This window comes from Streptomyces sp. NPDC019224 (assembly GCF_040632605.1).
Classification (GTDB): Bacteria; Actinomycetota; Actinomycetes; order Streptomycetales; family Streptomycetaceae; genus Streptomyces.
This window is the reverse complement of sequence record NZ_JBEYCF010000029.1, coordinates 57,746-83,412: the sequence shown is the minus strand read 5'-3', so window position 1 is coordinate 83,412 and position 25,667 is coordinate 57,746. Positions and strand designations below refer to the sequence as shown.

Below are 25,667 nucleotides of genomic sequence, written 5' to 3'. Positions count from 1 at the left end.
ACGTGCCCACCCATTGCCATGCCCCGTCACGGGACCAGAGCGGTTTCCGTCCGCTCCGATGCGAGGTCCGGAAGGTGCTGGACCCATGGGTCGGCTCCGAGTCCCCGTGTTCGACCGATTTCACTGACCAGAGAGAAACGAGCCCCATCATGTCGCGTACAGAGAAGCCGACCGTTGTCCTGGTGCACGGTGCGTTCGCGGACGCATCCAGCTATTCCGCTGTCATCCCCGAGTTGCTCAAGAGGGGACTGAAGGTCGTCGCTCCGGCTGTTCCCAATCGCAGTCTGATCGGGGATGCCGGGTACGTGGCCTCGGTGGTCCGTCAGATCGACGGCCCGGTGGTGCTGGTGGGCCACTCCTACGGTGGTGCGGTGATCACGGTGGCCGGCATGGAGGAGAACGTCGAGGCGTTGGTCTACCTGTCGGGTTACGCGCTGGAGGTCGGCGAGAGCCTGGGCGAACTGCAGGGCCGGTTCCCGGATTCGGCCCTGGCGGCGGCACTGGTGTACAAGCCCTTCCCGGTTGAGGGTTCCGAGACTCCGGGTACGGACGTGTCGGTGGAGACCGACAAGTTCCCGGCGATCTTCGCGGCGGACGTGGATCCGGAGCTCGCGAAGGTCCTGGCGGTCTCGCAGCGGCCGCTGGCCGCCCAGGCTTTCGCGGACGTCGCTCCGGCCGCGGCGTGGAAGACGAAGCCGTCCTTCGGCCTGGTGTCGTCCTCGGACCACACGATCAACCCCGATGTGGAGCGTTTCGGCTACGAACGTGCCGGCATGACCACCATCGAGGTCGACTCCTCGCACCTGGTCATGCTCGCGCACCCCAAGAAGGTCGTCGCCTTCATCGAGAAAGCCATCGAGGCCACCTCCAAGTAGTTCGCCGGAACTCCGCCGGTTCTCTTCCGGCACGGCCCAGGGGCCGCGCCCACGGCTCGCCCGCAGAAGTCGCGGGCGAGCCACTCCGAGCAGAAGGACAACGATGAGAACATCGATCTCACGGCGCACCATGACCCTGTCCGCAGTGGCCGGTGCGGCCACTCTCGGCGCCACCGGCATCGCGCACGCGGCTCCACGGGATACGGCGGCCGCCACCGAGGAACTCGCGCCCAAGAAGCAACTCCCCACCATCGTGCTGGTGCACGGCGCCTTCGTCGACGCTTCCAGCTGGACCCCCGTGGTGCAGCGGCTTCAGCGCCTGGGCCATCGTGTCGTGGTTCCGCCGAATCCACTGCGCAGCGTCTCCGGTGACGCCGCCTACGTGCGCAGCGTCCTGGACGGTATCGAGGGCCCGGTCCTGCTCGCGGGACACTCCTACGGCGGTTCCGTCATCAGCCGGGCGGCAGTCGGTTCCGCCCAGGTCAAGGGGCTGGTCTATGTCGCGGCCTTCGTCCCGGACGTCGGCGAGAGCGCGGCCGCGCTGAGCGACAAGTTCCCGGGCAGTTCGCTCGCCAGGACCACAGTTGTCCAGAAGTACCCGCTGCCCGGTGGCGGCGTCGGCGATGAACTGGTCATCGGACAGGACCTCTTTCCCCAGCAGTTCGCGGCCGGCGTCGCCGAGACGACCGCCCGGACGATGGCCGTCGGCCAGCGCCCGATCACCGTGGCGGCCCTGAACGAGCCGGCCACCGCGGCGGCCTGGAAGACGCTGCCCGTGTGGTACCTCATCGCCACCGAGGACCGGAACATCCCGCCGAAGGCGCAGCGCTGGATGGCCGCGCGCGCCAAGGCGCACACGGTCACCGTGCACGCACCGCACGCGGTCGCGACAAGTTCCCCGCGCGCCGTCGCCGATCTGCTCGACAAGGCAGCGCGCGCCGTCGCCGCCGGTCACTGACCGCGCACCGGCCGGACCGCGGACTGCGGTCAGCACAGGGGCGACGGCGCCCTGATGGGGCTCTCCCGTACCGGCCACGTCACCCACACGTGCTTTCTCGTGCCATTCGCCGGGCGAACCCGGCTTGCAGACCACATCGGCGCCCACAGGAGGCGAACCATGACCACCCTCACGAACCACACGCTCGGAAGTCAGCCGAAGCTGCATCAGAAGGGTTCTCTGATACAGGAGTTCGGGACAGTCAGGCAGTATCCGATTGGCCTGTCCCACGACGCCCGAATGTATTCCTGCCAGCGGCTCAACAAGTGCCTGGCGGACACCTCGATCCTGTACGGCCTGTACAAGAAGAGCCACTGGCTGATGCGCGGTGCGACCTTCTACCAGCTTCACCTGCTGCTGGACAAGCATGCCGGAGAGCAGCTTGAGCTGATCGACACCCTCGCCGAGCGCGTGCAGTCGCTGGGGGGCGTCGCGGTGGGCGACCCCCGGCACGTTGCCGAGATCTCGTCGATCCCGCGGCCCCCGGACGGCGTCGAGGAGGTACCGGCGATGCTCTCCCGTCTGTTGGAGGCCCACGAGACGATCCTCGTCGAGGCTCATGACGCTGCCGCCCGCGTCAACGAACTGGGCGACGACGGCACTGACGACCTGCTCGTGTCGCAGATCATCCGGACCGGTGAACTCCAGGCGTGGTTCCTCGCCGAGCACTTGGTCGACACCCCTCTGGTACGCGTCTGAGCGGACGCGGAGAAGCGCCGGAAGTACGGTCCTGAGTTCCGTGAGGGTGCGGTACGGATCGTGAGGGAGACGGGGAAGCCGATCGCGCAGGCCGCCAGGGCTCTGGGCGTCGGCGAGGGGACCTCGGGGACGGGGATCTCCGGAGCCGGTGGCCGAACCCGGCCCGGCCGGACGGGTGGTGCGGCGGCGGGGCCTGACCAGGCCGGACGCACGGGCGCGGACGCCCAGGACTGCGCGTGGACGGAGTTCGGCGTCGGACCTGTAGCGGCGGCGCGCTGCAGGTCGTCGGGCGGGGTCAGGGGCGGGGCTCGGCCGCCGGTATGTCCCGGACCGCGCCGCCGGCCGTCGGCTTGCGGTCCCCGGCCCGCAGCACCCCCGCCCCCAGCACCAGGCCGAACGCCAGCACCGACACCAGGCCGAACGACACGACCAGTGAGGTCGCCTCGGCCAGCGAACCGATCGCCGACGGGGCGATGAGGCCGGAGGTGTACGTGATCGTCGCGACGCCCGCGATGGCCTGGGCCGGCTTGGGCCCGCTGCGCCCGGCCGCCGCGAAGGCGAGCGGGACCACCACGGCGATGCCGAGCCCCATCAGCCCGAAGCCGCACATCGCGAGGGCCACGTGCGGGGCGAGGACCACCAGGACCCCGCCGGCCGTGGCCAGGACTCCGCCGGCCCGTACGGTGCGCACCGCGCCGAAGCGGTCGACGACCCGGTCGCCGGCGATCCGGGCGACCGCCATCGTCAGCGCGAACGCGGTGGTGGACGCCGCCGCGAGACCGGCCGAGCTGTCCAGCGTGTCGCGGAGGTAGACCGCCGACCAGTCGAGGCTGGCCCCCTCGGCGAACACCGCGCAGAAGCCCACCGCGCCGATGATCAGGGCCGACTTCGGCGGCAGCGCGAACCGCGGCGGCGGCTCCTCGTCCGGCTCGCTGCGCAGGTCGAGCACCCACCGGCAGGCGGCCAGGCCCAGCGCGGTGAGGGTGAGGGCGGCGACGAGGTGATGCAGCCGGGCGTCCGCCCCCACATGCGCCGCCACCGTGCCCGCGGCCGACCCGACCAGGGCGCCCACGCTCCACATGCCGTGCAGCCCCGACATGATCGACTTGTCGAGGCGGTTCTCCACCTCGACCCCGAGCGCGTTCATCGCCACGTCGGACATGCCGGCCGACGCCCCGTACACGAACAGGGCCGCGCACAGCGTGAGCAGGTTGGGCGCCAGCGAGGGCAGGATCAGTGCCAGCGTCCACAGGGCCAGCAGCCCGCGCAGGGCGGTCCGGGCGCCGAAGCGGTGGCTCACCGCGCCGGCCAGCGGCATCGCCACCGAGGCACCGATCGCGGGGAACGCGAGCGCGATGCCGAGCTGACCGGCGCTGACGCCCGCGTGATCCTGGATCCAGGGGACCCGCGTCGCGAAGCTGCCGGTCACCGCCCCGTGCACGGCGAAGACCGTCGCGACGGCGTACCTGGCCCGCCGCACCTCGCCGGTGCCGAAGACCGTAGCCGTGGATTCCGTTGTCATGCCGCCGTGCCCTCCCCTGAAGTCCTTCTCCGCGATGCGGCCAGTAAACTATCAGGAACCCTGCCTGATAAATAGACCGCCCATGACTTCGCCCCGGCGGTGATCTGGAAGGATCCCGACATGCCCGCATCACCGAGCACCGCCCGGGCCATCAACGACCGGCTGGCCCTGCGGCTCCTCCAGCAGGACGGTCCCCTGACGGCCACGCAGTTGAAGACACTCACCGGGCTCTCCCGGCCCACCGTCGCCGACCTCGTCGACCGGCTCCAGGACGCGGGCCTGATCCATGTGGTCGGCGAGACCGGGGCCGACCGGCGGGGGCCCAACGCCCGGCTCTACGGCATCGTCGCGGACCGCGCCCTGCTGGCCGGGCTGGACGTACGCACCGACAGCGTCGCCGTCGTCGTCGCCGATCTGCTGGGCGCGACGCTGGCCGAGGCGACGCTGCCGATCGGCAGTGAGACCGAGGGGGACGACGCCGTCGAGCAGGCCGTCGCGCTGCTGGCGACCACCGCCCGCAGCGCGGGGAGTGCTCCCCTGCACAGCGTCGGCATCGGCGCGCCGGGGCTGATCGACCCCGTCACGGGAGAGCTGCGGGACAGCACCGGCCTGCCCTCCTGGCACCGCAGCCTGGTCCGGGCACTCCAGGAGCGGCTGCCGGCGACGGTGCTCGTCGAGAACGAGACGAACCTCGCCGCCGTCGCCGAGCACCGCGTCGGCGCGGCCCGCGACCACGACACGTTCGTCCTGTTCTGGCTCGGCCACGGGGTGGGGGCGGCGGTGATGCTCGACGGGAAACTGCGCCGCGGGGCCTCGGGCGGCGCGGGCGAGATCGGCTTCATGCCGGTCCCGGGCACGGCCGCCACGCCCTCGGCCGTCAACTGCGACGGGGGCTTCCACTCCCTGGCCGGCTCCGCGGCGCTCTGTGAACTGGCCGCCGGACACGGCATCGCCGTCACGGTGGCGGGCCAGGAGCCCGGCGCGGCGGCCGCCGTGCGGGCGGCGCTCGCGGGGGAGGGCGACGGCGAGGGCTTCCTGGACGCCCTCGCCGACCGGATCGCGCTGGGCGCCGCCGCGGTGGTCTCGGTCCTCGACCCGGGCCTCGTCATGCTCTCCGGCGAGGTGGGCCACGCGGGGGGCGCCGCGCTGGCGGCGCGCGTCGAGGAGCGGCTGGCCGCGATGTCCCCGCTGCGCACCGGGGTGCGGGCGGCCCTGCTGGGCGGCACGGCGGTCCGCCGGGGAGCGCTGCTCGCGGCGCGCGAGGCGGCCCAGGACGCGCTGTTCGCCCCGGCGGGGGCGAGCGTCGGCGGCGCTTGAGCCGCCGGGGCGCGGGGCCTTCGCGACCTGCCCCGTACCGGGCGAGCCGGTTCCGGCCCCGATCGCCGGACGGGCTCGAGGCGACGGACGCGCCGCCCTCGCCGGGTGGTCGGGTCCGGGGCGGGGCGCAAGGCGCCCCGCCCCGGACCCGACCGAGGGATCAGCAGGCGCCCAGGTCCTGCCAGACGCCCCACTCACCGGTGGACCCGGGCGTCTCGCCCTTCGTCCACCACTTGGCCTTCCACCGGTGCGAGCCGTGGCTGACCGTCGTACCCGTGCCGTACTCGGCGCTCGCGCTCCAGGCCGGCGCCGTGCACGCCCCGCCCGACGGGTCCGGGCTCGGCCCCGTGGAGCCGGACGGGCCGGGCGCCGGCGTCGAGCCCGTGTCCGGCTCGACGACCGTCGTGCCGCGGGCCAGGTCCGCCGCGAGGGCGTAGGACCTGCCGCCGAAGGTCACGGTCCAGTTGGACGGCGTGGACGTCGGCAGGTAGTACACGAAGTCGACCTGGACCGACGCGCCGGGCGCCAGGCTCTGCCAGGACGGCAGCTTCAGGGAGACGCGGTTGTAGTCGCCCTTCAGCCCGCCGACGTTGTTCGCGGCCGTGTGGTCGCTGCGCACGATCGTGGTGCCGAAGCCCGACTGGTCCTTGGCGTTGGCGGGCGCCGAGGTGGAGTAGTCGAACTGGAACTCCGTGCCGCCGGGCAGCGTCGCCCTCGTGTGGTTGGTGATCGTCAGCTTGGGGCTGATCGGGTAGTTGGAGTCGCCCAGCGGGAACTGGCCGAAGGACACGTCGATGTCCAGCGCCTGCGCCGGCAGGTCGACGGTGGAGCGCTTCGCCCCGTACGGCGCGGCGTTCCTGAAGGTGTCGTACATCGTCGAGGTGAGCGTGGAGCCGGGCTCGTACTGCCCCTCGGCCGCGTTCCAGCCGTAGTCGCCGGCCAGCTCCCAGATCATCGTGCCGCCGATGCCCTTGTCGGCCACGTAGTCCGCCTTGGCCCGCACGGACTGCTCGTCCTCGGTGGAGAGGAAGACCTTCTTCTCGGCGTTCCACAGCCACGGCGCGACCAGCGTGGAGTCGTAGTTGCGGACGTAGGTGCCGGTCAGCTTCGTGTCCGCGGGGAACCCGTAGTCCGTCACGTAGTCGCCGACGATCCCCTTCTCCAGGTTCTTGGCGTGCCACATCGGGTTGGAGCCGGCGGGCGCCTCCTTGCCGTCGGCGTCCTGGTCGTGCCAGAGGTTGTCGATGCCGACGGCACCGTCACCGCACTTGGTCAGCCCCGCCCCGGCCGGGCAGTCGGTGGAAGCCGCCCTGCCCCACAGGCCGTTGGTGCCGCCCTGCACGTTCTTGAAGCCGCGGGTGTAGTACGGCAGGCCGATGTTGATACGGCCGGACGGCATGGAACCGCGGAAGTAGTGGTAGGCCCAGTCGGTGTTGAGGTAGCCGGTCCCGCCGTACTGCGAGGTCGAGTAGACGCTCGCCTGGGCGAGCTCCGCGTCCTTGCCGTCGTCGAACAGCGCGGCGTTGGGTCCGACGTACTCGTTCCAGGCGCCGTGCAGGTCGTACGACATGATGTTGACGTAGTCCAGGTACTTCTGGACCTGGAAGGTCTCCATGCCGCGGAGCAGGTATCCCGACGAGGGGGCGGCGACGCTGAGCAGGTAGTGGGTGCCGTCGGCGGCGGACGCCCGGTCCAGCTTCTCGCGCAGGGTCTTCATCAGCGCGGCGTAGCCCTTGACCAGGCCGGCCCGGCGGGCGTTGGAGAGCGTCCAGTCGAGCGGGTTCCCGGCGTCCTTCATGGTGGTCGGGTACTCGTAGTCGATGTCGACGCCGTTGAAGCCGTACTTCTTGACGAAGGCGACCGCCGAGTCCGCGAAGGTGTCGATCCCGGCCTGGTTGACCGAGCCGTCGGCGTTGGTGGCCATCGAGTAGAAGCCGCCGGAGCCGACCCGCGCGCCGCTGTCGTCGAAGTAGCCGCCGGTCTCGGCCCAGCCGCCGACCGAGACCATCGTCTTCACGTTCGGGTACTGCTTCTTGAACTTGTTGAGCAGGTTGAAATGGCCCTTGTAGGGGAGTTCCGGGTCCATCTCGGCGCCCTTGACGCCCGGCCAGGTCATGCCGGTGGAGGCGTTTTCCGGCCCGTCCGCGCCGACGGAGAGCTTGTTCGATCCGTCGACGTGGGCGAAGGCGTAGTTGAGGTGGGTGACCTTGTCCCAGGGGATGTCGGAGGCGAGGTAGGCGGGCTTGCCGTCCTTGCCGGTCCGCCAGTTGGTGAAGTATCCGATGACGCGCCGCGGGTGGTCGGCGCCCATCCTCTCCCGGCCGTCGGAGTCGTACACGGAGCAGTAGGGGACGGCGACGCCGGGCGTCTCGTAGAGCCCGTCGGGGCGGCAGGACTCCTGGTCGGCGGCTTGCGAGGGGGTGGCGGCGAGCGAGCCGAGCAGCAGCACGGCGATGCCGGCGCCGGCGGCGAGGAGCGAGGCTCTCGCACGGGTGGGGGACAGCACGTTCGGTTCCTCCTGGGGAGGTCGGCAGAACACAACTGACAAAGGGGGGTGGGTCGTGCCTGGTCCCCGGCGTGCGCACGCCGCGGAACCGCTCCTCGGAGGTGACGCAGAGATTAAGAGGACTAGACCAGTGCGTCAATAGGTCTGGACCAAGCGCGGTTCTTTCCTGTGCGGGTGTCCGAAAAGAGACGCTGTCACGGGCTGTCTGTGAGCCACTCCACAGCGTTCACCCGTTTGGCTCATGCCCGCTCGTGGCACACTGATCGGGTACCAGTAGCAGCGCACTCCGGGGTCGGTGCAATTCCGAACCGGCGGTTATAGTCCGCGACCCGTCCGCATCCAGCGGCCGGTTGACCAGGTGGGATTCCTGGACCGACGGTTAAAGTCCGGATGGGAGGCAGTGCGCGGCGGGCCGTTTCGCGGGTACGCCGCCGTCGGCGGGTGGACTCCGGGCAACCGGACCATCCGTGTTTTCCGGCATCCGGCGTCCCTGTCGTGCGTTCCCGTTCCTTCTGTCGTCATCGACAGGCCCCGGAGTCCGTGCCCGAAGAGGCAGGAGGACCCGGTGGACACCGCAGCCGACATCACCGCCATGCGCCGAGCCATCGCGCTCGCCGCCCGCGGCCTCGGCTCCACCAGCCCCAACCCGGTCGTCGGATGCGTCGTCCTCGACGCCGCCGGACAGACCGCCGGCGAGGGCTTCCACCAGCGCGCCGGCGGCCCGCACGCCGAGATCCACGCCCTGCGCGCGGCCGGCGACCGGGCCCGCGGCGGGACCGCCTACGTCACCCTCGAACCCTGCAACCACACCGGCCGCACCGGCCCCTGTGCCCAGGCGCTCATCGAGGCCGGAATCGCCCGCGTCGTGTACGCGGTCGGCGACCCCAACCCCCAGGCCACCGGCGGCGCCGAGACCCTCCGCGCCGCCGGCGTCCGGGCCGAGGCGGGCCTCCTCGCCGACGAGGCCGAGGCGGGCAACACCGCCTGGCTCACCTCGGTCCGGCGGGGCCGCCCGCACGTCACCTGGAAGTACGCGGCGAGCCTGGACGGCCGGGTGGCCGCCGCCGACGCCACCAGCCGCTGGATCAGCTCCGCCGAGTCCCGCGCCGACGTCCACCGGCTGCGCGCCGAGGCCGACGCGGTGCTCGTCGGCGCCGGCACCGCACGCGCCGACGACCCCCAGCTCGGGGTGCGCGGCCTCGACGGCGCCGTCCAGCCCCTGCGCGTCGTCGTCGACACCCGCGCCACCGCCGTACGGCCCGGCGCCCGGGTTCTCGACGCCTCCGCACCCACCCTGATCGCGGTCGCCGACGACGCCGACACCCGCCACCTGCCCGACGAGGCCGTCCTGCGCCTGCCCCGCGCGGCCGCCGGACCGGGCCTCGACCTGACCGCCCTGCTCGCCGCCCTCCACGAGCGCGGCGTGCGCTCCGTACTCCTCGAAGGCGGCCCGGTCCTGGCCGGCGCCTTCGTCGCCGCGGGACTCGTCGACAAGGTCGTCGGCTATCTCGCCCCCGTCCTCCTCGGCGCGGGCCCCGCCGCCCTCGCCGACGCCGGAATCCCCACCCTCGCCGAGGCGTTGCGCCTCGATGTGACGGAGACCGTCCGCATCGGCCCCGATCTGCGCGTCACCGCCGTTCCCGGCCCCGCCCGGAAGGAAAACTGAGTGTTCACCGGAATTGTCGAAGAACTGGGTGAGGTCACCGCCGTCGAGCGGCTCGACGACGCCTCCCGCTTCCGTCTGCGAGGCCCCCTCGTCACCGAAGGCGCCAAGCACGGGGACTCGATCGCCGTGAACGGCGTCTGCCTGACCGTCGTGGACCTCGGCGAGCACGAGTTCACCGCCGATGTGATGGCCGAGACGCTGAACCGCTCCAGCCTCGGCGCCCTCACGACCGGCTCCCGCGTCAACCTCGAACGCCCCATGGCGCTCGGCGGACGGCTCGGCGGACACATCGTCCAGGGCCACGTCGACGGCACCGGCCGCATCCTGGAGCGCCGGCCCTCCGAGAACTGGGAGGTCGTGAAGATCTCGCTCCCGGCCGCCCTCACCCGGTACGTGGTCGAGAAGGGCTCGATCACCGTCGACGGCGTCAGCCTGACCGTGGTGGACGCCGGACCCGACTACTTCACCATCAGCCTCATCCCCACCACCCTGGCGCTGACCACGCTCGGCATCAAGGGGCCCGGGGACCCGGTCAACCTCGAAGTGGACGTCATCGCGAAGTACGTGGAGCGGCTGCTCGGCAACGCCGCGCCGGAGACCGGGGAGGACCCGAAGTGAGCGCCCTGCACTGGCTGAACTCCGAGGCGTTCACCGTCCTCGACCAGCACATCATCTGGTCCGACATGATCGGCAACACGATCGGCCTGCTCGCCCTGGCCCTGGGCTGGCTCCGCTCGATCTGGACCTGGCCCGCCCAGCTCCTGTCCGGCCTCGTGCTGGTCGCCGCCAACGTCTCCGTCCACCAGGCGGGCAGCGTCGGCAAGCAGCTCATCGTGATCGCGGTGGCTGTGTGGGGCTGGCAGCAGTGGACCCGCGGCAGGCGGCAGGCCCAGGACGGCTCCATCGCCGTACGGTTCGCCACCTGGCGCGAGCGCGGCTACCTGCTCGGCGGCGCCGCCGTCGGCACCCTCGCGGTGGGGGCCCTGTTCACCGCCTTCCCCTCGCTCTCCTGGAGCCCGTGGGCGGACGCCTACATCTTCGCCGGCACCCTGGTCGCGATGCTCGCCCAGGCCCGCGGCATGGTCGAGTTCTGGTTCGCCTGGCTGCTGGTCGACCTGGTCGGCGTCCCCCTGAACTTCCACAGCGGCCTCGCCTTCTCCGGCCTGATCTACGTCGTCTACGGGGCCCTCGTCCTGTGGGGCATGCGCGACTGGTGGCTGCGTACGCGGACACCCGCTCTGGAAGGAGCCACGGTATGAGTGCCCAGCCCGCCTGGCTGCCCCGGGATCACGAAGCGCCCGCCGAGGACCTCGCCCTCGACCCCGTCGAGCAGGCCGTCCGCGACATCGCCGCGGGCCGGCCCGTCGTGGTCGTCGACGACGAGGACCGGGAGAACGAGGGCGACCTCGTCATCGCCGCCGAGAAGGCCACCCCCGAGATCATCGCCTTCATGATGAGCGAGTGCCGCGGCCTGATCTGCGCGCCCATGGAGAGCGACGAGCTGGAGCGGCTCGAACTGCCCCAGATGGTCGGCCGCAACACCGAGTCGATGAAGACCGCGTTCACCGTCTCCGTCGACGCCTCCGCCGCCCACGGCGTGTCCACCGGCATCTCCGCCGCCGACCGCGCCACCACGCTCCGCCTGCTGGCCGGCGGCACGGCCGGCCCCGGCGACTTCGTGCGCCCCGGCCACGTCTTCCCGCTGCGCGCCCGCTCCGGCGGGGTGCTCGTGCGCAACGGCCACACCGAGGCCGCCGTCGATCTCGCCCGGCTCGCCGGACTCCGGCCCGCCGGGGCGATCGTCGAGATCGCGGGCGAGGACGGCGTCATGCTGCGCCTGCCCCAGCTGGTGCCGTTCGCCCGCAAGCACGGCCTCACGATCATCTCCATCGAGGACCTGATCGCCTACCGCCGCACCAGCGAGCCCACCGTCCGCCGCGAGGCCGAGGTCCGCCTCCCGACCCGCTTCGGCGCGTTCACCGCGTACGGCTACCGCTCCACCGTGGACGGCGTCGAGCACGTCGCGCTGGTCCACGGCGGTATCGGGGACGGCGACGACGTCCTGGTCCGGGTCCACTCCGAGTGCCTGACCGGCGACATCTTCGCTTCCGAGCGCTGTGACTGCGGCCCCCAGCTGCACGCCTCCATGCGCCGCATCACCGAAGAGGGCCGCGGCGTCGTCGTCTATCTGCGCGGCCACGAGGGCCGCGGCATCGGCCTGCTCTCCAAGCTGCGCGCGTACGAACTCCAGGAACGGGGGGCCGACACGCTCGACGCCAACCTGGAGCTCGGCCTGCCCGCCGACGCCCGCGACTACGCGGCCGGCGCCCGGATCCTCGAGGACCTCGGCGTGCGCAGCCTGCGCCTGATGACGAACAACCCGGAGAAGACCGCCGCGATCACCCGGCACGGCCTGACCGTGACCGGCCGCGAGCCGATGCCCGTCCAGGCCGGCGAGCACAACCTGCGGTACCTGCGCACCAAGCGCGACCGCATGGGACACGACCTGCCCTGGCTCGACGCCGCCACCGCGTCGACCTGCGGCAACCAGTAGCAGTCACCCGTACAGAGAAGCCAGGAGAGACATGAGCGGCAAGGGCGCACCCGAACTGTCCGTACGCAACTGCGGTGACCTCCGTGTGGCGGTCGTCGCCGCGCAGTGGCACGAGAAGGTCATGGACGGGCTCGTCGACGGCGCCCTGCGCGCCCTGCACGAGCTGGGCATCGACGAGCCGACCCTGCTGCGGGTCCCCGGCAGCTTCGAGCTCCCCGTCGTGGCGAAGGTGCTGGCCGGACGCGGTTACGACGCGATCGTCGCCCTCGGTGTGATCATCCGCGGCGGCACCCCGCACTTCGAATACGTGTCCCACGGCGTCACCAACGGCCTCACCCAGGTCGCCGTCGACACCGGCGTCCCCGTCGGCTTCGGCGTCCTCACCTGTGACACCGAGGAGCAGGCACTCGACCGGGCCGGCCTCGAAGGGTCCAACGAGGACAAGGGGCACGAAGCGGTCACCGCCGCCGTCGCCACCGCCGCCACACTGCGCTCGGTCAGCGAACCCTGGCGCTGAGTGCGGGCCGGGCACCCCGTATTCTGAGCACATCATGGCGAACAAAACCTTCGAAGAGCTCTTCGCCGAGCTGCAGCTCAAGGCCGCCAACGGCGACCCCTCCACCTCCCGCACCGCCGAGCTGGTGGACAAGGGGGTCCATGCCATCGGCAAGAAGGTCGTCGAGGAGGCCGCCGAAGTCTGGATGGCCGCCGAGCACGAGAGCAAGGACGCCGCCGCCGAGGAGATCTCGCAGCTGCTGTACCACGTCCAGGTGATGATGGTCGCGCGCGGGATCACCCTCGACGACGTCTACGCCCACCTCTGAGCCAGGCCCGCACCCTCCCGTACGTCATCCCGCCACACCTTTCGCAAAGGAACCCGACCTCATGCTGCGCATCGCCGTCCCCAACAAGGGTGCTATCTCCGGGCCTGCGATGGCGATGCTCCATGAGGCGGGCTACAAGCAGCGCAAGGAGTCGAAGGAGCTCGTCCTCGTCGACCCCGCCAACGAGGTCGAGTTCTTCTACCTGCGCCCCCGCGACATCGCCATCTACGTCAGCTCGGGCCGCCTCGACATCGGCATCACGGGCCGCGACCTGCTGCTGGACTCCGGCGCCGAGGCCGAGGAGATCCTCCAGCTCGGCTTCGCCCGCTCCACCTTCCGCTACGCCGCCAAGCCCGGCACCATCACCGGCCCGCAGGACTTCGGCGGCCTGACGATCGCCACCTCCTACGAGGGCATCGTCGCCAAGCACCTCGCGGAGTCCGGCGTCGACGCCTCCGTCGTCCACCTCGACGGCGCCGTCGAGACCGCCATCGAACTCGGCGTCGCCCAGGTCATCGCGGACGTCGTCGAGACCGGCACCAGCCTGCGCAACGCCGGCCTCGAAGTCATCGGCGAACCCATCATGACCTCCGAGGCAGTCGTCATCCGCCGTACCGGCGCCCCCGGCGACGAGCCCAAGGTCCAGCAGTTCCTGCGCCGCCTCCAGGGCGTCCTGGTGGCCCGCAGCTACGTGATGATGGACTACGACTGCCGCGTCGAGCACCTGGAGCGCGCCGTCGCCCTCACCCCGGGCCTGGAGTCGCCGACCATCTCCCCGCTGCACCACGAGGGCTGGGTCGCCGTCCGCTCCATGGTCGCCGCCAAGGAGGCGCAGCGGATCATGGACGACCTGTACGACCTCGGCGCCCGCGCCATCCTCACCACCGCCATCCACGCCTGCCGCCTCTGACGGCGGGAGACGGAAAAAGAACCATGTCAGCACCCACACCCCCGCCCGGCGTCCCGGTCCTGCCGGTCACCTTCCGGCCGACCCGCACCCGGGTGGTCCTGCTGACCGTCGGCGCGGTGATGTTCGCCGTCATCACCGTCGTCGCCTTCACCCTCGAACAGCTCAGCGGGGGAGAGCGGGTCAGCTTCGTCTTCACCGCGCTCCTCTTCTTCGGCGTCCTGGCGCTGCTCAGCCGCCCCAAGGTCGTCGCGGACGAGGAGGGCGTGACGGTGGTCAACCTCACCCGCAGCCGGCGCCTCTCGTGGGCCCAGATCATCCGTGTCAACCTGCGGGTGGGTGACCCGTGGGTCTTCCTCGACCTCAGCGACGGCACCAGCATGCCCGCCCTCGGCATCCAGCCCGGAATCGCCAAGCAGCAGGCCATCCGGGACGCCCGGGCGCTCCGCGCCCTCGCCGAGAACCGCGGCACGGGCACGGACAACGGCTGAGCCCCCTGCCCCGTACGGCCTGTCGTTGATTACTCTGGAGGGCGGTGGCGCCCCGTGCGCGCCCCGCCCCGCCCGAAGGCCCCCGTGGCCGGCGGGGCTTTTCCTGCGACCCGAGGAGTGACTCCCTCCAGCAATGGACGGATCGTCCGGTAGTACCTGCGCCGCCCCCTCCGTGGAGGCGGCGGTATGACAACCCCCCTCTTGCTGCTCAGCGCGGCATTCCTTCTCATCCTCGCCAACGGATTCTTCGTGGCGGCCGAATTCGGGCTCGTCACCGTGGAACGGGCGGACGCCGAGCGCGCCGCCGCCGAGGGCGACCGGCGGGCCCGCACCGTCACCGACGCCCTGCGGGAACTCTCCTTCCAGCTCTCCGGCACCCAGCTCGGCATCACCATCACCTCCCTGGTGGTCGGCATGCTCGCCGAACCGGCGCTCGCCCAGCTCCTCGACGGTCCCCTCGCCCTGACCGGCCTGCCCGAGGGCGTGATCCCCACCGTCAGCGTGGTGACCGGCATGCTGCTCGCGGCCGCCGTCCAGATGGTCATCGGCGAACTCGTCCCGAAGAACTGGGCGGTCTCCCGCCCGCTCACGGTCGCCCGGTTCGTCGCCGGACCGCAGGCACGCTTCACCCGCCTCTTCCGGCCGGTCATCGGCGCCCTGAACACCGCGGCCAACCGGCTCGTGCGCCTCCTCGGTGTCGAGCCCACCGAGGAGCTGGCCTCCGCCCGCACCCCCGGCGAGCTGGTCTCCCTCGCCCGGCACTCCGCCGAGGCCGGCACCCTCGAACAGGACACCGCCGACCTCTTCGTGCGGACCCTGTCGCTCGCCGGGCTCACCGCCCAGCACGTCATGACCCCGCGTGTGAAGGTCAGCGCCCTGCAGACCTCCGCCACCGCGGAGGACGTCCTCAACCTCACCCGCGCCACCGGCCTGTCCCGCTTCCCTGTCTACCGGGAACGCATCGACGAGGTCGTCGGCATGATCCACCTCAAGGACGCCCTGGCCGTCCCGGCTCCCGACCGGCTGCGCACCACCGCCGGCCGGATCGCCGTGCCGCCCCTCCTGGTGCCCGAGACCCTGCCCGTCGAACAGCTGCTCCAGCGACTGCGCAAGGAGCAGCCGATCGCCGTCGTGGTCGACGAGTACGGCGGCACCGCCGGCGTCGTCACCCTGGAGGACATCATCGAGGAGCTCGTCGGCGAGGTCCGCGACGAGCACGACGCCGAGGGCGCCGACCGCCCCGAACTGGCCCCCGCCCCGCCCGAGGACGGCAGGCCCGCCTGGGACGCCGAGGGCAGCTGCCGGGTCCTCACCCTGCGCCGCATAGGTCTCGACGTGCCCGACGGCCCGTACGAGACGGTCGCCGGACTCGTCGCCGATCTGCTGGGCCGCATCCCCGCCCCCGGCGACCGGGCCGAACTCCCCGGTTGGCGGATCGCGGTCCGCCAGGTCGGCCACTACCGCGCCGAGAAGGTCCGCTTCGTCCGCGTCGCGGAGACCTCCGGCGCGGACGCCTCGGAGCCGGCCGTCCTGGAGGCGGTGCGATGAGCCTCGTCCAGCTGCTCTTCGCCGGACTCCTCGTCCTCGCGAACGGCTTCTTCGTCGGCGCGGAGTTCGCCCTCGTCTCCGTACGCCGCAGCCAGGTCGAACCCCTCGCCGCGGCCGGTTCCGCCCGCGCCCGCCAGGTGCTGTACGGCCTGGAGAACCTGCCGCAGATGATGGCGGCGGCCCAGTTCGGCATCACCGTCTGCTCCCTGACCCTGGGAGCCGTCGCCGAACCCACCGTCGCCCACCTCCTGGAGCCGGTCTTCGCCGCCGTGCACCTGCCCGAGGGGCTGATCCACCCGCTCGGTTACGTGCTGGCGCTCGTCCTCGTCGTCTTCCTCCACCTCGTCATCGGCGAGATGGTCCCGAAGAACCTGGCGATGGCCGCGCCGGAGAAGACCGCGCTCTGGCTCAGCCCCGGCCTCGTCGGCTTCGCCCGGCTCTGCCGCCCGGTCACCGCGGCGCTCGGCGCCTGTGCCCGTCTCGTGCTGCGCCTCTTCGGCGTCGAACCGAAGGACGAGGTGGAGGCCGTCTTCACGAGCGAGCAGCTCAACCGCCTGGTCGAGGACTCCGGCCAGGCCGGCCTCATCGAACCCGAGGCGCAGGAACGGCTGGAGGACGCCCTGGAGCTGGGCAGCAGGCCGGTCACCGACGTGCTGCTGCGCCGGGCGTCGCTGGTCACGGTGGACCCCTCCGTCACCCCGCACCGGATCGAGGAGCTGACGGTCCGCACCGGCTTCTCGCGCTTCCCGGTCTGCGCCGAGGGCGGCGGCCCTTTCATGGGCTACCTGCACGTCAAGGACGTCCTGGACCTGGAGGACGGCGAGCGCGCGGTGCCGCAGCAGCTGTGGCGCCCGATGGCGACCGTACGGGCCGAACTCCCGCTGGACGACGCCCTCACGGTGATGCGGCGCGCTGCCACGCACCTCGCCCAGGTCGCCGACGCCTCGGGCCGGGTGCTCGGCCTGGTCGCGATGGAGGACGTCCTGGAGACGCTGGTCGGCGAGGTACGCGATCCGGCGCACCGGGTGGCGGAGCCGCGCCGCGCGGAGGAGCGGAGGACGGAGCCGGACGGGGCGGGGGCCCTGGTGGGCTGAGCCGCACCCGTGCCGCCGGCCGCCGGAGCCTTCCGGTGGCCGGCGGTACGGCTCACAGCGCCGGCGGCTCCTGCGGGCCCCGGCCCACCGGGCCGCGCCCCGAGAGCACCTCGCCGTACGCCTGCATCAGGTCCGGCAGCCGCAGCGTCGCCAGGTCGTCCCGCGTCGGCACCGTCGTACAGCCGGAGAGCCGGAGATCGCGGTAGGCGCAGCTCTTCTCGTACAGCGTCCGCAGGAAGCGGCCGTTGCCCAGCTCGTCCAGCCAGCCCTGGTCGACGACATGGCCGCTGATCGAGCGCAGTTCCTCCAGCGCCTCCTCGTCCCACACGTCGCCGTTCTCCGCGGCCAGCACCTCACCGATCGCGGTCAGTTCCAGCGGCCGGTAGCTGGGGAAGTCCACCCGGGTGGTGAAACGCGAGGAGAGCCCGGGGTTGGTGGACAGCAGCCGGTCCATGCCCTCCGGATAGCCGGCCAGGATGACGACGAGGTGGTCCCGGTTGTCCTCCGCCCGCTTGAGCAGCACCTGGAGCGCCTCGTCGCCGTACGCGTCACCCTTGCTGTACCCGGTGTTGGAGAGGCTGTACGCCTCGTCGACGAACAGCACCCCGCCCAGCGCCGAATCGATCAGCTCGTTCGCCTTCACGGCGGTCTGTCCCAGGAACTCGCCCACCAGGTCCGCCCGTTGCGCCTCCACCAGGTGGTCACCGCCGAGCAGGCCGAGCGCGTAGAAGACCCGGCCCAGGATGCGGGCCACCGTCGTCTTGCCGGTGCCGGAGGGCCCGGAGAAGACGAAGTGCCGTTTCGGCGGCTGTACGGGCAGCCCCTGGCCCGCCCGCAGCCGCGCCATGTTCAACTGGGCCGACAGGGACTTCACCTGACGCTTCACCGGCTCCAGACCGACCATGCGTTCCAGCTCGGCCAGCGCCTCGGCCAGCAGCTCCGGGTCGCTGGGCCCGGCCGGGAACGGCTGCGGTGGCGGCTGCCCCGGGACCGAGGCCCTCGCCCGCACCCCGCCGGGCGGCGGGGAGACCCCCGCGCCGGGCGGGTCCGGCGGTTCACCGCCCGGCCACAGCTCCCGGCCGTCCGCCGGATCGGCGCCCGGCGACGGAGCCGCCTCCGCGTAATACCCGTCCGCCTCCACGCCGGTCAGGGAGACTGCCGCGAGGCCGGAGACGTCGTCGGAGCCGTCGAGTCCGTCGTAGTCCGCGATGGCGGCCAGGCGCGCGGAGGTGTCCATGAAGGCGGGGTCGATCCGGTGCACGGCCCGGTAGAGCGGCAGGGCGGCGGCGCTGCGGCCGGTGCCCTCGCGTGCGCGGGCGAGCCAGTAGCGCAGCTCCTTGCGCTGCGGCTGTTCGCTGCGGCAGCGCATCAGGGCCGTCGCGAGCATCGGCTCGGCCTGCCCGTACATCTCCAGCCGCACCCGTGCCATCCCGCCGAACAGCCCCGCCTCGATGCCGAGCATCGGGTCGTCGATCAGCTGCTCGGTGTGGCGTACGAGCTGCTCCCAGTCCTTGATCAGATAGGAGCGGCAGGCGTGCAGGAAGCGGACCTGGGGGTCGGTCTCCACCGGCGGCAGCGCGGCCAGCGCCCGGTCCAGCTCGGCCACATGGCGGCCGTCCAGCCAGTGCGAGGCGTGCGCCAGCAGCAGGTCGCGCGGGCTCTCAAGCACCGGTTGCACCCACCAGCCCAGCCAGTACCAGGAGTTGAGCGTGCGCCGGTGGCGGGCGCGCTGTTCGCCGAAGCGCTCGCGGTGGCGGTGCATGTGCAGCAGGGCCGACGTCGTGTCGACGCGCAGCGCGTGCAGACCGAGCCAGGCGTCCGCCATGCCGGGGTCCTGGCCCACGGCCGCCCGGAATTCCTCCTCGGCCTGCGGATAGGCGCCCATCGTGTAGGCGTCCACGCCCCGCAGCCAGGCGAGGTCGGCGGGGGCCTGCGCGCCCTGCGTGCCGAAGTCCATCAGGTCCCCCACGAACGTGCCCCCAGGATGTCCCGCCGCCCGAAGGCCCGCCGAGGCGCGCCGAATCACTGTGCCGTGGACGGGAATTGACCGCACCGAGAGGCATCGTACCTGTGCGGTGCGTATCCGACGAAGGGTGCCGCAGGCCGAAGACGCGTCGTGACCCAGGGTGAGGGCCAGGGGGTCGGAGAGGTGCGGGGAGCGCAGCACGAAGCCCCCGATCACGGGGGAACAACCGGGGGCTTCGCGTCTGTGGGGGCTCCGAAAAGCCGCATATTGAGAACGTAAGACCTGTACCGCCCCCGGGTCAAGCGGAGTTGAGGTACTTCCGAGCCGATTTCCGGCTGCTCGATACGGAGACGCGAGCCGGTCACACCGGGTGACGGAACGGTTTACCGGCGCTGTCCCACGGACCTCTCCCGCCACTCGTACCCCATGGGCAACTGCCGTACCAGAGCATCCGCCCAGGGGCGGGACGGGTCGGCCGAGAAGTGCGCCGTCTCGGCCGCGGTCCAGCCGTCCCAGAAGGAGCGCAGTGCGGGGCCGTCGCGCCGCCGGCCGCGTTCCCAGGACTCCGCGGCCCCGAGGTCCATCCACAGCAACCGGGCCAGCAGGGGCCGCAGGGCGCGCCGGCCGGCACCGACCCCCTCGATCAGGATCACGGGGGCGGGCTCCAGGGTCCTGACCGGCCCGAAGGCGCGTGCCGTCCAGTCGTACGGCGCGTAGCGCGCGGGCTCGCCGCGCGAGAGCGGTCCCGTCACCTGCTCGCGCAGCCGGCCCGTCCAGGCGAACAGTTCCTGGTGCGTCGCCAGGTCGTCCAGGTGCAGCACGGGCGCGTCGCCGAGCGCCGTCGCGAGCCGGCCGGCGAAGGTGCTCTTGCCCGATCCCGCGTGCCCGTCGACGGCGATCAGCCGCACCGGCCCGCAGGACGGCGGGAGGGCGCGCAGCCGGGCGGCGTGGAGGGCGAGATCGTTCATGCGCCCAGCCTACGAGCCGGGGGAGTGCGGTAAGCCGTTCGGCCCAGCCGCAGGTCACGCCAGTGGTGGAGACCAATATTGATTGATCGGCACGAGCCGAATCGCTGGCCGAACAGGGACGCGAACCGCGATAGTTGGCGCACTGTCGTGCACCGCAGCCCCAATTCCTGCAGACGACCGGGGGTCTCGCCCATGCCCAGTCCCACCTCACGCCGAACCGTGCTCGCCGCCGCCGTCGCCGCGGCCGCCGGCGCCGTCACACTGTCGTCCGCCGCCTCCGCGGCCGCCGCCCCGCACCGCGACACGCCCGCGCCGCCCTCGGTGGACAACCACGCCTGGACCACGTACACCGACTGGCGTTCCGGCCACGGCGCCGGGACCCGCGCGGCCGCCGGCCGCCGCGCGGGGCTCGTCATCGCCCACCCGCTGGGCCGTACGGACTACACCGACCCGCACACCGGCACTACCGCCGCGTGGGAGTACGCGACCTGGACCTCATCGGCCCACCTCTCGTCCGTCCCCGCGACCGAGGTGATCGCCTCCTGGAACGCGGAGACCCCGGCCGGCACCTGGATCCAGATCGAACTGTGCGGCCGCTACTCGGACGGCACCGATACCCCCTGGTACGTGATGGGCCGCTGGGCCGCCGGTGACGCGGACATCCGCCGCACCTCGGTGGACGACCAGAGCGACGGCAAGAGCTCCATCTGGACGGACACCTTCTCGGTGGACGACGCGGCGAGCGGCCTGCGCCTGCTGTCCTACCGCCTCCGGCTGACCCTGTACCGCACCCCGGGCACCCGGCTCACCCCGACGGTGTGGCGCCTGGGCGCGATGGCCTCGGACATCCCGGACCGCTTCACGGTGCCCGCGAGCACCCCCGGCCTGGTCCGCGAGCTGCCGGTGCCGCGCTACTCGCAGAACGTCCACGTCGGCCAGTACCCGGAGTACGACAACGGCGGCGAGGCGTGGTGCAGCCCCACCTCCTCCCAGATGATCATCGAGTACTGGGGTCGCAGGCCCACCGCCGAGGACCTCGCCTGGGTCGAGCCCGGCCTCCAGGACCCCCAGGTCTGCCACGCCGCCCGCTTCACGTACGACAACCAGTACGAGGGCTGCGGCAACTGGCCGTTCAACGCCGCCTACGCGGCCACGTACCGCGACATGAGTGCCGCCGTCACCCGGCTCGGCTCCCTGAAGGACGTGGAGACCCTGGTCCGCGCCGGCATCCCGGTCATCACCTCCCAGTCCTTCCTCAAGGAGGAGCTGACCGGGGCGGGCTACGGCACCTCGGGCCACCTGATGACGGTCATCGGCTTCACCGCCGACGGCGACGTGATCGCCAACGACCCGGCCTCCCCGAACGACGACGCGGTCCGTCACGTCTACAAGCGGCACGAGTGGGAGACCATCTGGCTGCGCACGAAGCGGTACGACGCGAACGGCAAGGTCAGGAGCGGGACGGGCGGGGTCTGCTACGTCTACTGGCCGTCTGATCCAGCACCGGGTCAGTACCTCGCGCTGCGGTCGCTCGGCCTGCTGTGAGCAGGTAGGGCCACGGCCACCTCGACGACCCACCCGGCCGTCCTGTGCGAGGTGGCCGTACCGGTCCACCCGGGCCGTGGCGAAGCCGCCCCCGCGGAAACGGCGGAGAGCCTGCCACGGGCCGGCCCTTGGCCCGGCGCGCCGGCCGCGAGGGTGGTACACCCCTCCGATCCGTGTGGGCGACTTCGTGGGGTGCTCCCGGTACCGAGTGGTGATCGCGAACCGGCTCCGGCGCAGGCCGGTGTGCTCGGGTCCCCTTGGATCCGCGGAACGGCTGCGGCGTTCGTGTGCGGTCTCTACCGTGGAGGGAGTATGTGAGACCTATGGCGGGGGTGCAGTGGAGCCGGGACTTTCCGTACTGGCGGGCCAGTTGGCGGCAGCTTTCTTTGCCGAGTTGGCCAAGGAGTCCGTGGGATGGACGAAGAAGAAGGCCGTGGCCCTGTTCCGGAGAGGGCCTGCCGCGGAGGACGGTGACGCCGGGCTGGAGCTGGAGGCGATCGGCCGCCGTGTGAGGGAGGCTCGGGCGGCGGGTGATGAGGTCGCTCTTGCCGAGATGCGCGAGGAACTGGTCAGGCAGGCCGAGTCGTTGCTGGCCGAGCAGCCCTCCGCGGTCGCCGCAGGGCGCGAAGCCGTCGACGAGGCGTTGCGGAACGAAGACCGCGGCTGGGCCTCGGCGGCTTTGCTGTCCTACGTCAACAACAGCGCGCTGCTGCGGGACATGGACGAGCACTGGCGTGCGTGTCAGGACGCCGGCGTCCTGACGGCCTTCTTTCTCAGCGGCATGCCGGGCGTGGGCAAGCGCAGTGCGGCCCTTCAATGGATTCATCTGCATCGGGGCACTCCTGGCGGGGTGGTACTCAGGGCCGATCTCGGCCTGAGGCACGGCCGCATCCCGGAGACGGCAGCCGTGCTGGAGGGGTGGCTGCAACAGCTGGGGGTCACGGCGGAGGGCCGGACGTCCGACGTGACGGGCCTGGCGTGGCTGGTCCGCCGCAGGCTCGGTGACCGGCCGGTCGTTTTCGTGCTGGAGAACGTGAGGACGGCGCGCCAGGTTCGGGACCTGCTGACGGACCAGCCTTACGGGGTGGTCCTGATGACGGGACAGCAGGAGCCGCACGACCTTCACACCGCTGTTGCGAACGTCCGGGAACTGCGCGTCCAGCCGCTGCCGGAGGAGCATGCCCTGGACCTTCTTGTGAAGCTCACCCGAAGTCGGGAAGACCCGGCGCGGTTCACATCGATCGTCCAGTCCGTGGGGGCGCTGCCGCTGGCCCTGCGACTGGTCGCGGAGCAGCTGAAGCCGCTCCTTCCGGGCGTTCTTGAAGACGTCACCGCCCAGCTCGCCGAAAGGGCGGGCCGACAGGAGCTGCTCGGCATGGGGGACGCGAATCCGCTTCCGGAGGCCCTCGACCTCTCCTACCAGCGGATGGCCCCGCCAACGGCACAGCTCTACCGGCGCCTGGGTCTGCTGGTGAACGCGGAGTTCCAGATGGATATCGTGTACGCATTGGCGTCGGACCGGCCGACCCGCGACGTGCGGGCGGCACTGAGCTCGCTCGTCTCCGCCGGCCTGGTGGAAATGCGGGGCATCGACGCCTACCGGCTGCCTCCTCTGGTCCACGACCATGCGTCGATGGCCGCGGAACGCGACGAGCACCCGGACGAACGGGTGGCGGTGCACGAGCGGATCGTCCACCTCTTGCTGCGTATCGCCGAGAAGGACGAGGCGACGTTGTCCTCGCGCTGGTGCCACGCGCCGATGAACGTCTTCACACGGGCCGAAACCGGGGAGCGCGAGGAGAAGGAGGTGCTGCGCGACTTCGCGCGGCGCCAGTCGATGATTTTCGCCGCCGTGGACCTGGCCGCACAGGGAGGACTCCACTCCGAGGCATGGCGCCTGGCGCAGGCCACCTGGACCTACTGCCTGAAGACCGGAAACCATGCCCGGATGATCGATTCGCGCCGTACCGCGCTCGCTTCGGCGCAGGAGTCCGCGGAACCGCTGGCGGTGGCCCGCATGGCCTACGAGCTGGCATTCGCCTACCTCCAACGATGGACCGTCGAGGAAGGCGATCCCCGCCGCGCCCGTGCGTACTTCGAACAGGCTCTGGGCCTGGTCGACGTCGGTGCTCCCGTGCGCAGTGAGGGCGAACGGCGCACGGAGTCGAGTGTGCTGGAGGGCCTGGGCCTTCTCGAACGGAAGCTGAAGCGCCCGCACGAGGCGATCGGTCTGTTCCGCCGTGCCCTCTCGGCGCTGGAGGGGGTCGACCATCCGCGGGGGCGCGCCCTCCTCGCCCTGCACATCGGTGCTACCTACACCGTGCTGGAGAGGCACAACGACGCCGAGCGTGAACTGCGCGGTGCGGAGGCACAGTTCACCGATCTGCCGACCGGTCCGGACCGCTTCAACATCGCCAAGTGCCAGCTGCTTCGTGCGCAGGACCGCCACGCATGCGGACAGCGGCAAGAGGCTCTTGCCGCGGCCGACCGCGCGGTGGACGGTATGCGGGGCGTGGGCTCCGACTACTGGGCTGCGACAGCCTTTCTGCTGCGCGGGCGCATTCACCACGCACTGGGGGATCCCCGACGAGCGGTCGCGGACTGGACAACGGCGCGTGATCTCTTCAGCAAGACCGGAAGCAGTCGTGATGAGGAAGCACGACAGCTCCTGGAGACAGAAGAGCAGGAAGGGGAGTAGCGAGAAGAAAGCAGGGCAGCCCTTAGAGACGGGAAGGCTCGCGAACGTCCACCATTTCCAGCACTCCCTCCTCAGGGATGTCGCCCGCGCGCACGGTGACCCGTTCCGAACTCCCGTTATGCACGGTCTCGGTGGCGTGGACTCTCGTGTTCCACGCGTATGCGGCGGAGGCGGCGAGCGCGAAGGTGGCCCACGGGGGTCGGTGCAGCCAGGTGACCCGTACCTTTCGGCCGTCACGAAGACTGGCCAGGCATCCCTGGTCCGTGGTTTCCGCAGCGACCATGCCGCAACCGGCGACGGACGCTTCGTAGGTGTGCCATTGATCGTTGTCCGGCCGGGGAATCCGTTCGTGCGGGATCAGGAGCACATCGGCTGCACGAGGCCACGCCCGGACCGGATCGTCCCGGTCGGCGGCGAGGTGAGCCGAGGACAGGTGCCGGCCCTGCCCGCGCTGACGGGCAGCGGGATAGCGGCAGACGGTCACCTCGCCGTCCGTCGGTCCCTGGCTGCCGCTTCTGAGGAAAGCCGTGACGAACATGGCCTCCTCGTAGGGAGTCCGCCCGGTGCGATCGACGGATGGGCCTGCGGGTACGGGGACCGCGGCCGAGGTGGCGGGGTACTCGGGCTCGTCCAGTCGCAGCCAGGTATAGAACAGGCGCCGCAGCAGTTCGGCGGAACGGCCGGGCTCGGATGTGACGGTCTGTCCTACGGCCCGGAGAGCGGGGTTGTTCTTCTGGGTCCTGGCAGCGTACAGCTGGGGCCGAAGGGGATGGGCGCTTGATATGCGAGGCAGTATTCTGCCGAGTCCATCCATCGGGGAATCCGGCGCGACCTTCGATTCTTCGAATGCCCCCAATATGCAGGGGATCCCCAATGAGGTGCCGTACATGGTCAGTGAGCCATGGTCTCCGACCAAGAAATCGGCTGCGCAGAGCGCGGCCTTCCAGGTGTCGCTTTCCGGGTTCGGCAGGATGAGCCCGGAGTCCATGAGCGGTGCCAGCCAGCTCTGCAGCTGCCAGGCCCCGTGTCCGTAGTAGGCGTTGGGGTGAATCGCTGCAAGAACACGGAATTCTTCCACCGGTAGTTCGGCCAGCGTGCGGCGTAGGACGTCGGCCTGCGAGGACCCGAGCAGTGAACCTTCTCCCCAGGTGGAGGAGACGACCACGAGCTGCTGGCCCGGATGCAAACCCAGGGCCCGTCGGTATCTCTCGCGAAAGGGGAGGCAGGCGCGCAACTGGTCCATGCAGGGGTCGCCGGCCACGACCGCGACGGGAACAGCCTGAGGGCATGTCACCGCAAGGCGTTCAAGCTGCTCTTGGTGCGACAGGACAATCGCTGACGGGATGACACGCCCATGGTGGGTCAGCCACTCCTCGCTCAGCCCGAAGGCTCCCGGCTCCCGGCTCCCGGCTCCCGGCTCCCGGCTCCCGGCTCCCGGCTCCCGGCTCCCGGCTCCCGGCTCCCGGCTCCCGGCTCCCGGCTCCCGGCTC

Annotated in this window: 21 protein-coding genes, 1 pseudogene and 1 riboswitch; of the genes and pseudogenes, 17 read left to right on the top strand and 5 right to left on the bottom strand. The window is 71.4% G+C overall.

Annotation, left to right across the window (positions count from 1 at the left end; genetic code table 11):
• Positions 1-149: 149 nt before the first annotated feature.
• From ABZ564_RS19935 to ABZ564_RS19920, 4 genes and pseudogenes are all read left to right on the top strand, one after another.
• On the top strand, positions 150-875 hold the full coding sequence (locus ABZ564_RS19935; protein ID WP_360857884.1) for an alpha/beta hydrolase: 726 nt from the start codon (positions 150-152) through the stop codon (positions 873-875).
• Between the two features lie 103 nt (positions 876-978).
• Positions 979-1,833 carry an alpha/beta hydrolase gene (locus ABZ564_RS19930; protein WP_360857882.1) on the top strand — a complete coding sequence of 285 codons (855 nt, stop codon included), beginning with the start codon at positions 979-981 and terminating at the stop codon, positions 1,831-1,833.
• Between the two features lie 159 nt (positions 1,834-1,992).
• Positions 1,993-2,571 (top strand): DNA starvation/stationary phase protection protein, encoded by a 579-nt coding sequence (locus ABZ564_RS19925; RefSeq protein ID WP_360857879.1) that lies wholly within the window; start codon positions 1,993-1,995, stop codon positions 2,569-2,571.
• A 21-nt stretch (positions 2,572-2,592) separates the two neighbouring features.
• Positions 2,593-2,682: pseudogene (locus ABZ564_RS19920) on the top strand (transposase); the annotation flags it as partial.
• A 184-nt stretch (positions 2,683-2,866) separates the two neighbouring features.
• On the opposite strand, the gene ABZ564_RS19915 reads toward ABZ564_RS19920, so the two are convergent.
• Positions 2,867-4,093: an MFS transporter gene (locus ABZ564_RS19915; protein ID WP_360857877.1), complete on the bottom strand. Its 1,227-nt coding sequence runs from the start codon at positions 4,091-4,093 to the stop codon at positions 2,867-2,869.
• Between the two features lie 120 nt (positions 4,094-4,213).
• Between ABZ564_RS19915 and ABZ564_RS19910 the strand changes: the two genes are divergently transcribed.
• Positions 4,214-5,410, top strand: a complete 1,197-nt coding sequence (locus tag ABZ564_RS19910) for an ROK family transcriptional regulator (RefSeq protein ID WP_360857874.1) — start codon at positions 4,214-4,216, stop codon at positions 5,408-5,410.
• A gap of 160 nt (positions 5,411-5,570) precedes the next feature.
• On the opposite strand, the gene ABZ564_RS19905 is transcribed toward ABZ564_RS19910, so the two are convergent.
• Entirely contained in the window at positions 5,571-7,916 is a 2,346-nt protein-coding gene (locus ABZ564_RS19905; protein ID WP_360857871.1) for a chitinase C-terminal domain-containing protein, read from the bottom strand.
• A 277-nt stretch (positions 7,917-8,193) separates the two neighbouring features.
• A riboswitch (FMN riboswitch) is annotated at positions 8,194-8,324 on the top strand.
• A 157-nt stretch (positions 8,325-8,481) separates the two neighbouring features.
• On the opposite strand from ABZ564_RS19905, the gene ribD reads away from it, so the two are divergent.
• The 10 genes from ribD (at position 8,482) to ABZ564_RS19855 (ending at position 17,000) form a co-directional block, all read left to right on the top strand.
• Positions 8,482-9,582, top strand: a complete 1,101-nt coding sequence (gene ribD, locus ABZ564_RS19900; RefSeq protein ID WP_360857868.1) for a bifunctional diaminohydroxyphosphoribosylaminopyrimidine deaminase/5-amino-6-(5-phosphoribosylamino)uracil reductase RibD — start codon at positions 8,482-8,484, stop codon at positions 9,580-9,582.
• Positions 9,583-10,200, top strand: coding sequence for a riboflavin synthase (locus ABZ564_RS19895; RefSeq protein ID WP_360857866.1), 618 nt, complete (start codon positions 9,583-9,585; stop codon positions 10,198-10,200).
• Positions 10,197-10,841, top strand: coding sequence for a nicotinamide mononucleotide transporter family protein (locus tag ABZ564_RS19890; protein ID WP_360857863.1), 645 nt, complete (start codon positions 10,197-10,199; stop codon positions 10,839-10,841). The genes ABZ564_RS19895 and ABZ564_RS19890 overlap by 4 nt, the downstream gene beginning before the upstream one ends.
• The gene (locus ABZ564_RS19885) at positions 10,838-12,136 is read left to right on the top strand and encodes a bifunctional 3,4-dihydroxy-2-butanone-4-phosphate synthase/GTP cyclohydrolase II (protein ID WP_360857860.1); all 1,299 of its coding nucleotides are present in this window, start codon (positions 10,838-10,840) and stop codon (positions 12,134-12,136) included. The genes ABZ564_RS19890 and ABZ564_RS19885 overlap by 4 nt, the downstream gene beginning before the upstream one ends.
• Before the next feature lie 31 nt (positions 12,137-12,167).
• Positions 12,168-12,653, top strand: a complete 486-nt coding sequence (gene ribH / locus ABZ564_RS19880; protein WP_360857857.1) for a 6,7-dimethyl-8-ribityllumazine synthase — start codon at positions 12,168-12,170, stop codon at positions 12,651-12,653.
• A 34-nt stretch (positions 12,654-12,687) separates the two neighbouring features.
• Positions 12,688-12,960, top strand: a complete 273-nt coding sequence (locus ABZ564_RS19875; RefSeq protein WP_360857855.1) for a phosphoribosyl-ATP diphosphatase — start codon at positions 12,688-12,690, stop codon at positions 12,958-12,960.
• A 61-nt stretch (positions 12,961-13,021) separates the two neighbouring features.
• Complete coding sequence (gene hisG, locus ABZ564_RS19870) at positions 13,022-13,870, top strand: ATP phosphoribosyltransferase (protein WP_360857852.1); 849 nt, start codon at positions 13,022-13,024, stop codon at positions 13,868-13,870.
• Between the two features lie 23 nt (positions 13,871-13,893).
• Positions 13,894-14,358, top strand: a complete 465-nt coding sequence (locus ABZ564_RS19865) for a PH domain-containing protein (RefSeq protein ID WP_360857849.1) — start codon at positions 13,894-13,896, stop codon at positions 14,356-14,358.
• Positions 14,359-14,544: 186 nt separating this feature from the next.
• Positions 14,545-15,906, top strand: a complete 1,362-nt coding sequence (locus tag ABZ564_RS19860) for a hemolysin family protein (protein WP_360857846.1) — start codon at positions 14,545-14,547, stop codon at positions 15,904-15,906.
• Positions 15,903-17,000 carry a hemolysin family protein gene (locus ABZ564_RS19855; protein WP_360857843.1) on the top strand — a complete coding sequence of 366 codons (1,098 nt, stop codon included), beginning with the start codon at positions 15,903-15,905 and terminating at the stop codon, positions 16,998-17,000. The genes ABZ564_RS19860 and ABZ564_RS19855 overlap by 4 nt, the downstream gene beginning before the upstream one ends.
• 52 nt (positions 17,001-17,052) lie before the next feature.
• Here ABZ564_RS19855 and ABZ564_RS19850 read toward each other — a convergent pair whose 3' ends face one another.
• Entirely contained in the window at positions 17,053-18,957 is a 1,905-nt protein-coding gene (locus ABZ564_RS19850; protein ID WP_360857840.1) for an AAA family ATPase, read from the bottom strand.
• A gap of 392 nt (positions 18,958-19,349) precedes the next feature.
• The gene (locus ABZ564_RS19845) at positions 19,350-19,934 is read right to left on the bottom strand and encodes a hypothetical protein (RefSeq protein WP_360857837.1); all 585 of its coding nucleotides are present in this window, start codon (positions 19,932-19,934) and stop codon (positions 19,350-19,352) included.
• A gap of 192 nt (positions 19,935-20,126) precedes the next feature.
• On the opposite strand from ABZ564_RS19845, the gene ABZ564_RS19840 reads away from it, so the two are divergent.
• Entirely contained in the window at positions 20,127-21,479 is a 1,353-nt protein-coding gene (locus ABZ564_RS19840) for a peptidase C39 family protein (RefSeq protein ID WP_360857834.1), read from the top strand.
• A gap of 409 nt (positions 21,480-21,888) precedes the next feature.
• Complete coding sequence (locus ABZ564_RS19835) at positions 21,889-24,177, top strand: hypothetical protein (RefSeq protein WP_360857832.1); 2,289 nt, start codon at positions 21,889-21,891, stop codon at positions 24,175-24,177.
• 22 nt (positions 24,178-24,199) lie between these two features.
• On the opposite strand, the gene ABZ564_RS19830 is transcribed toward ABZ564_RS19835, so the two are convergent.
• Entirely contained in the window at positions 24,200-25,438 is a 1,239-nt protein-coding gene (locus tag ABZ564_RS19830) for a hypothetical protein (protein WP_360857830.1), read from the bottom strand.
• Between the last annotated feature and the right edge of the window lie 229 nt (positions 25,439-25,667).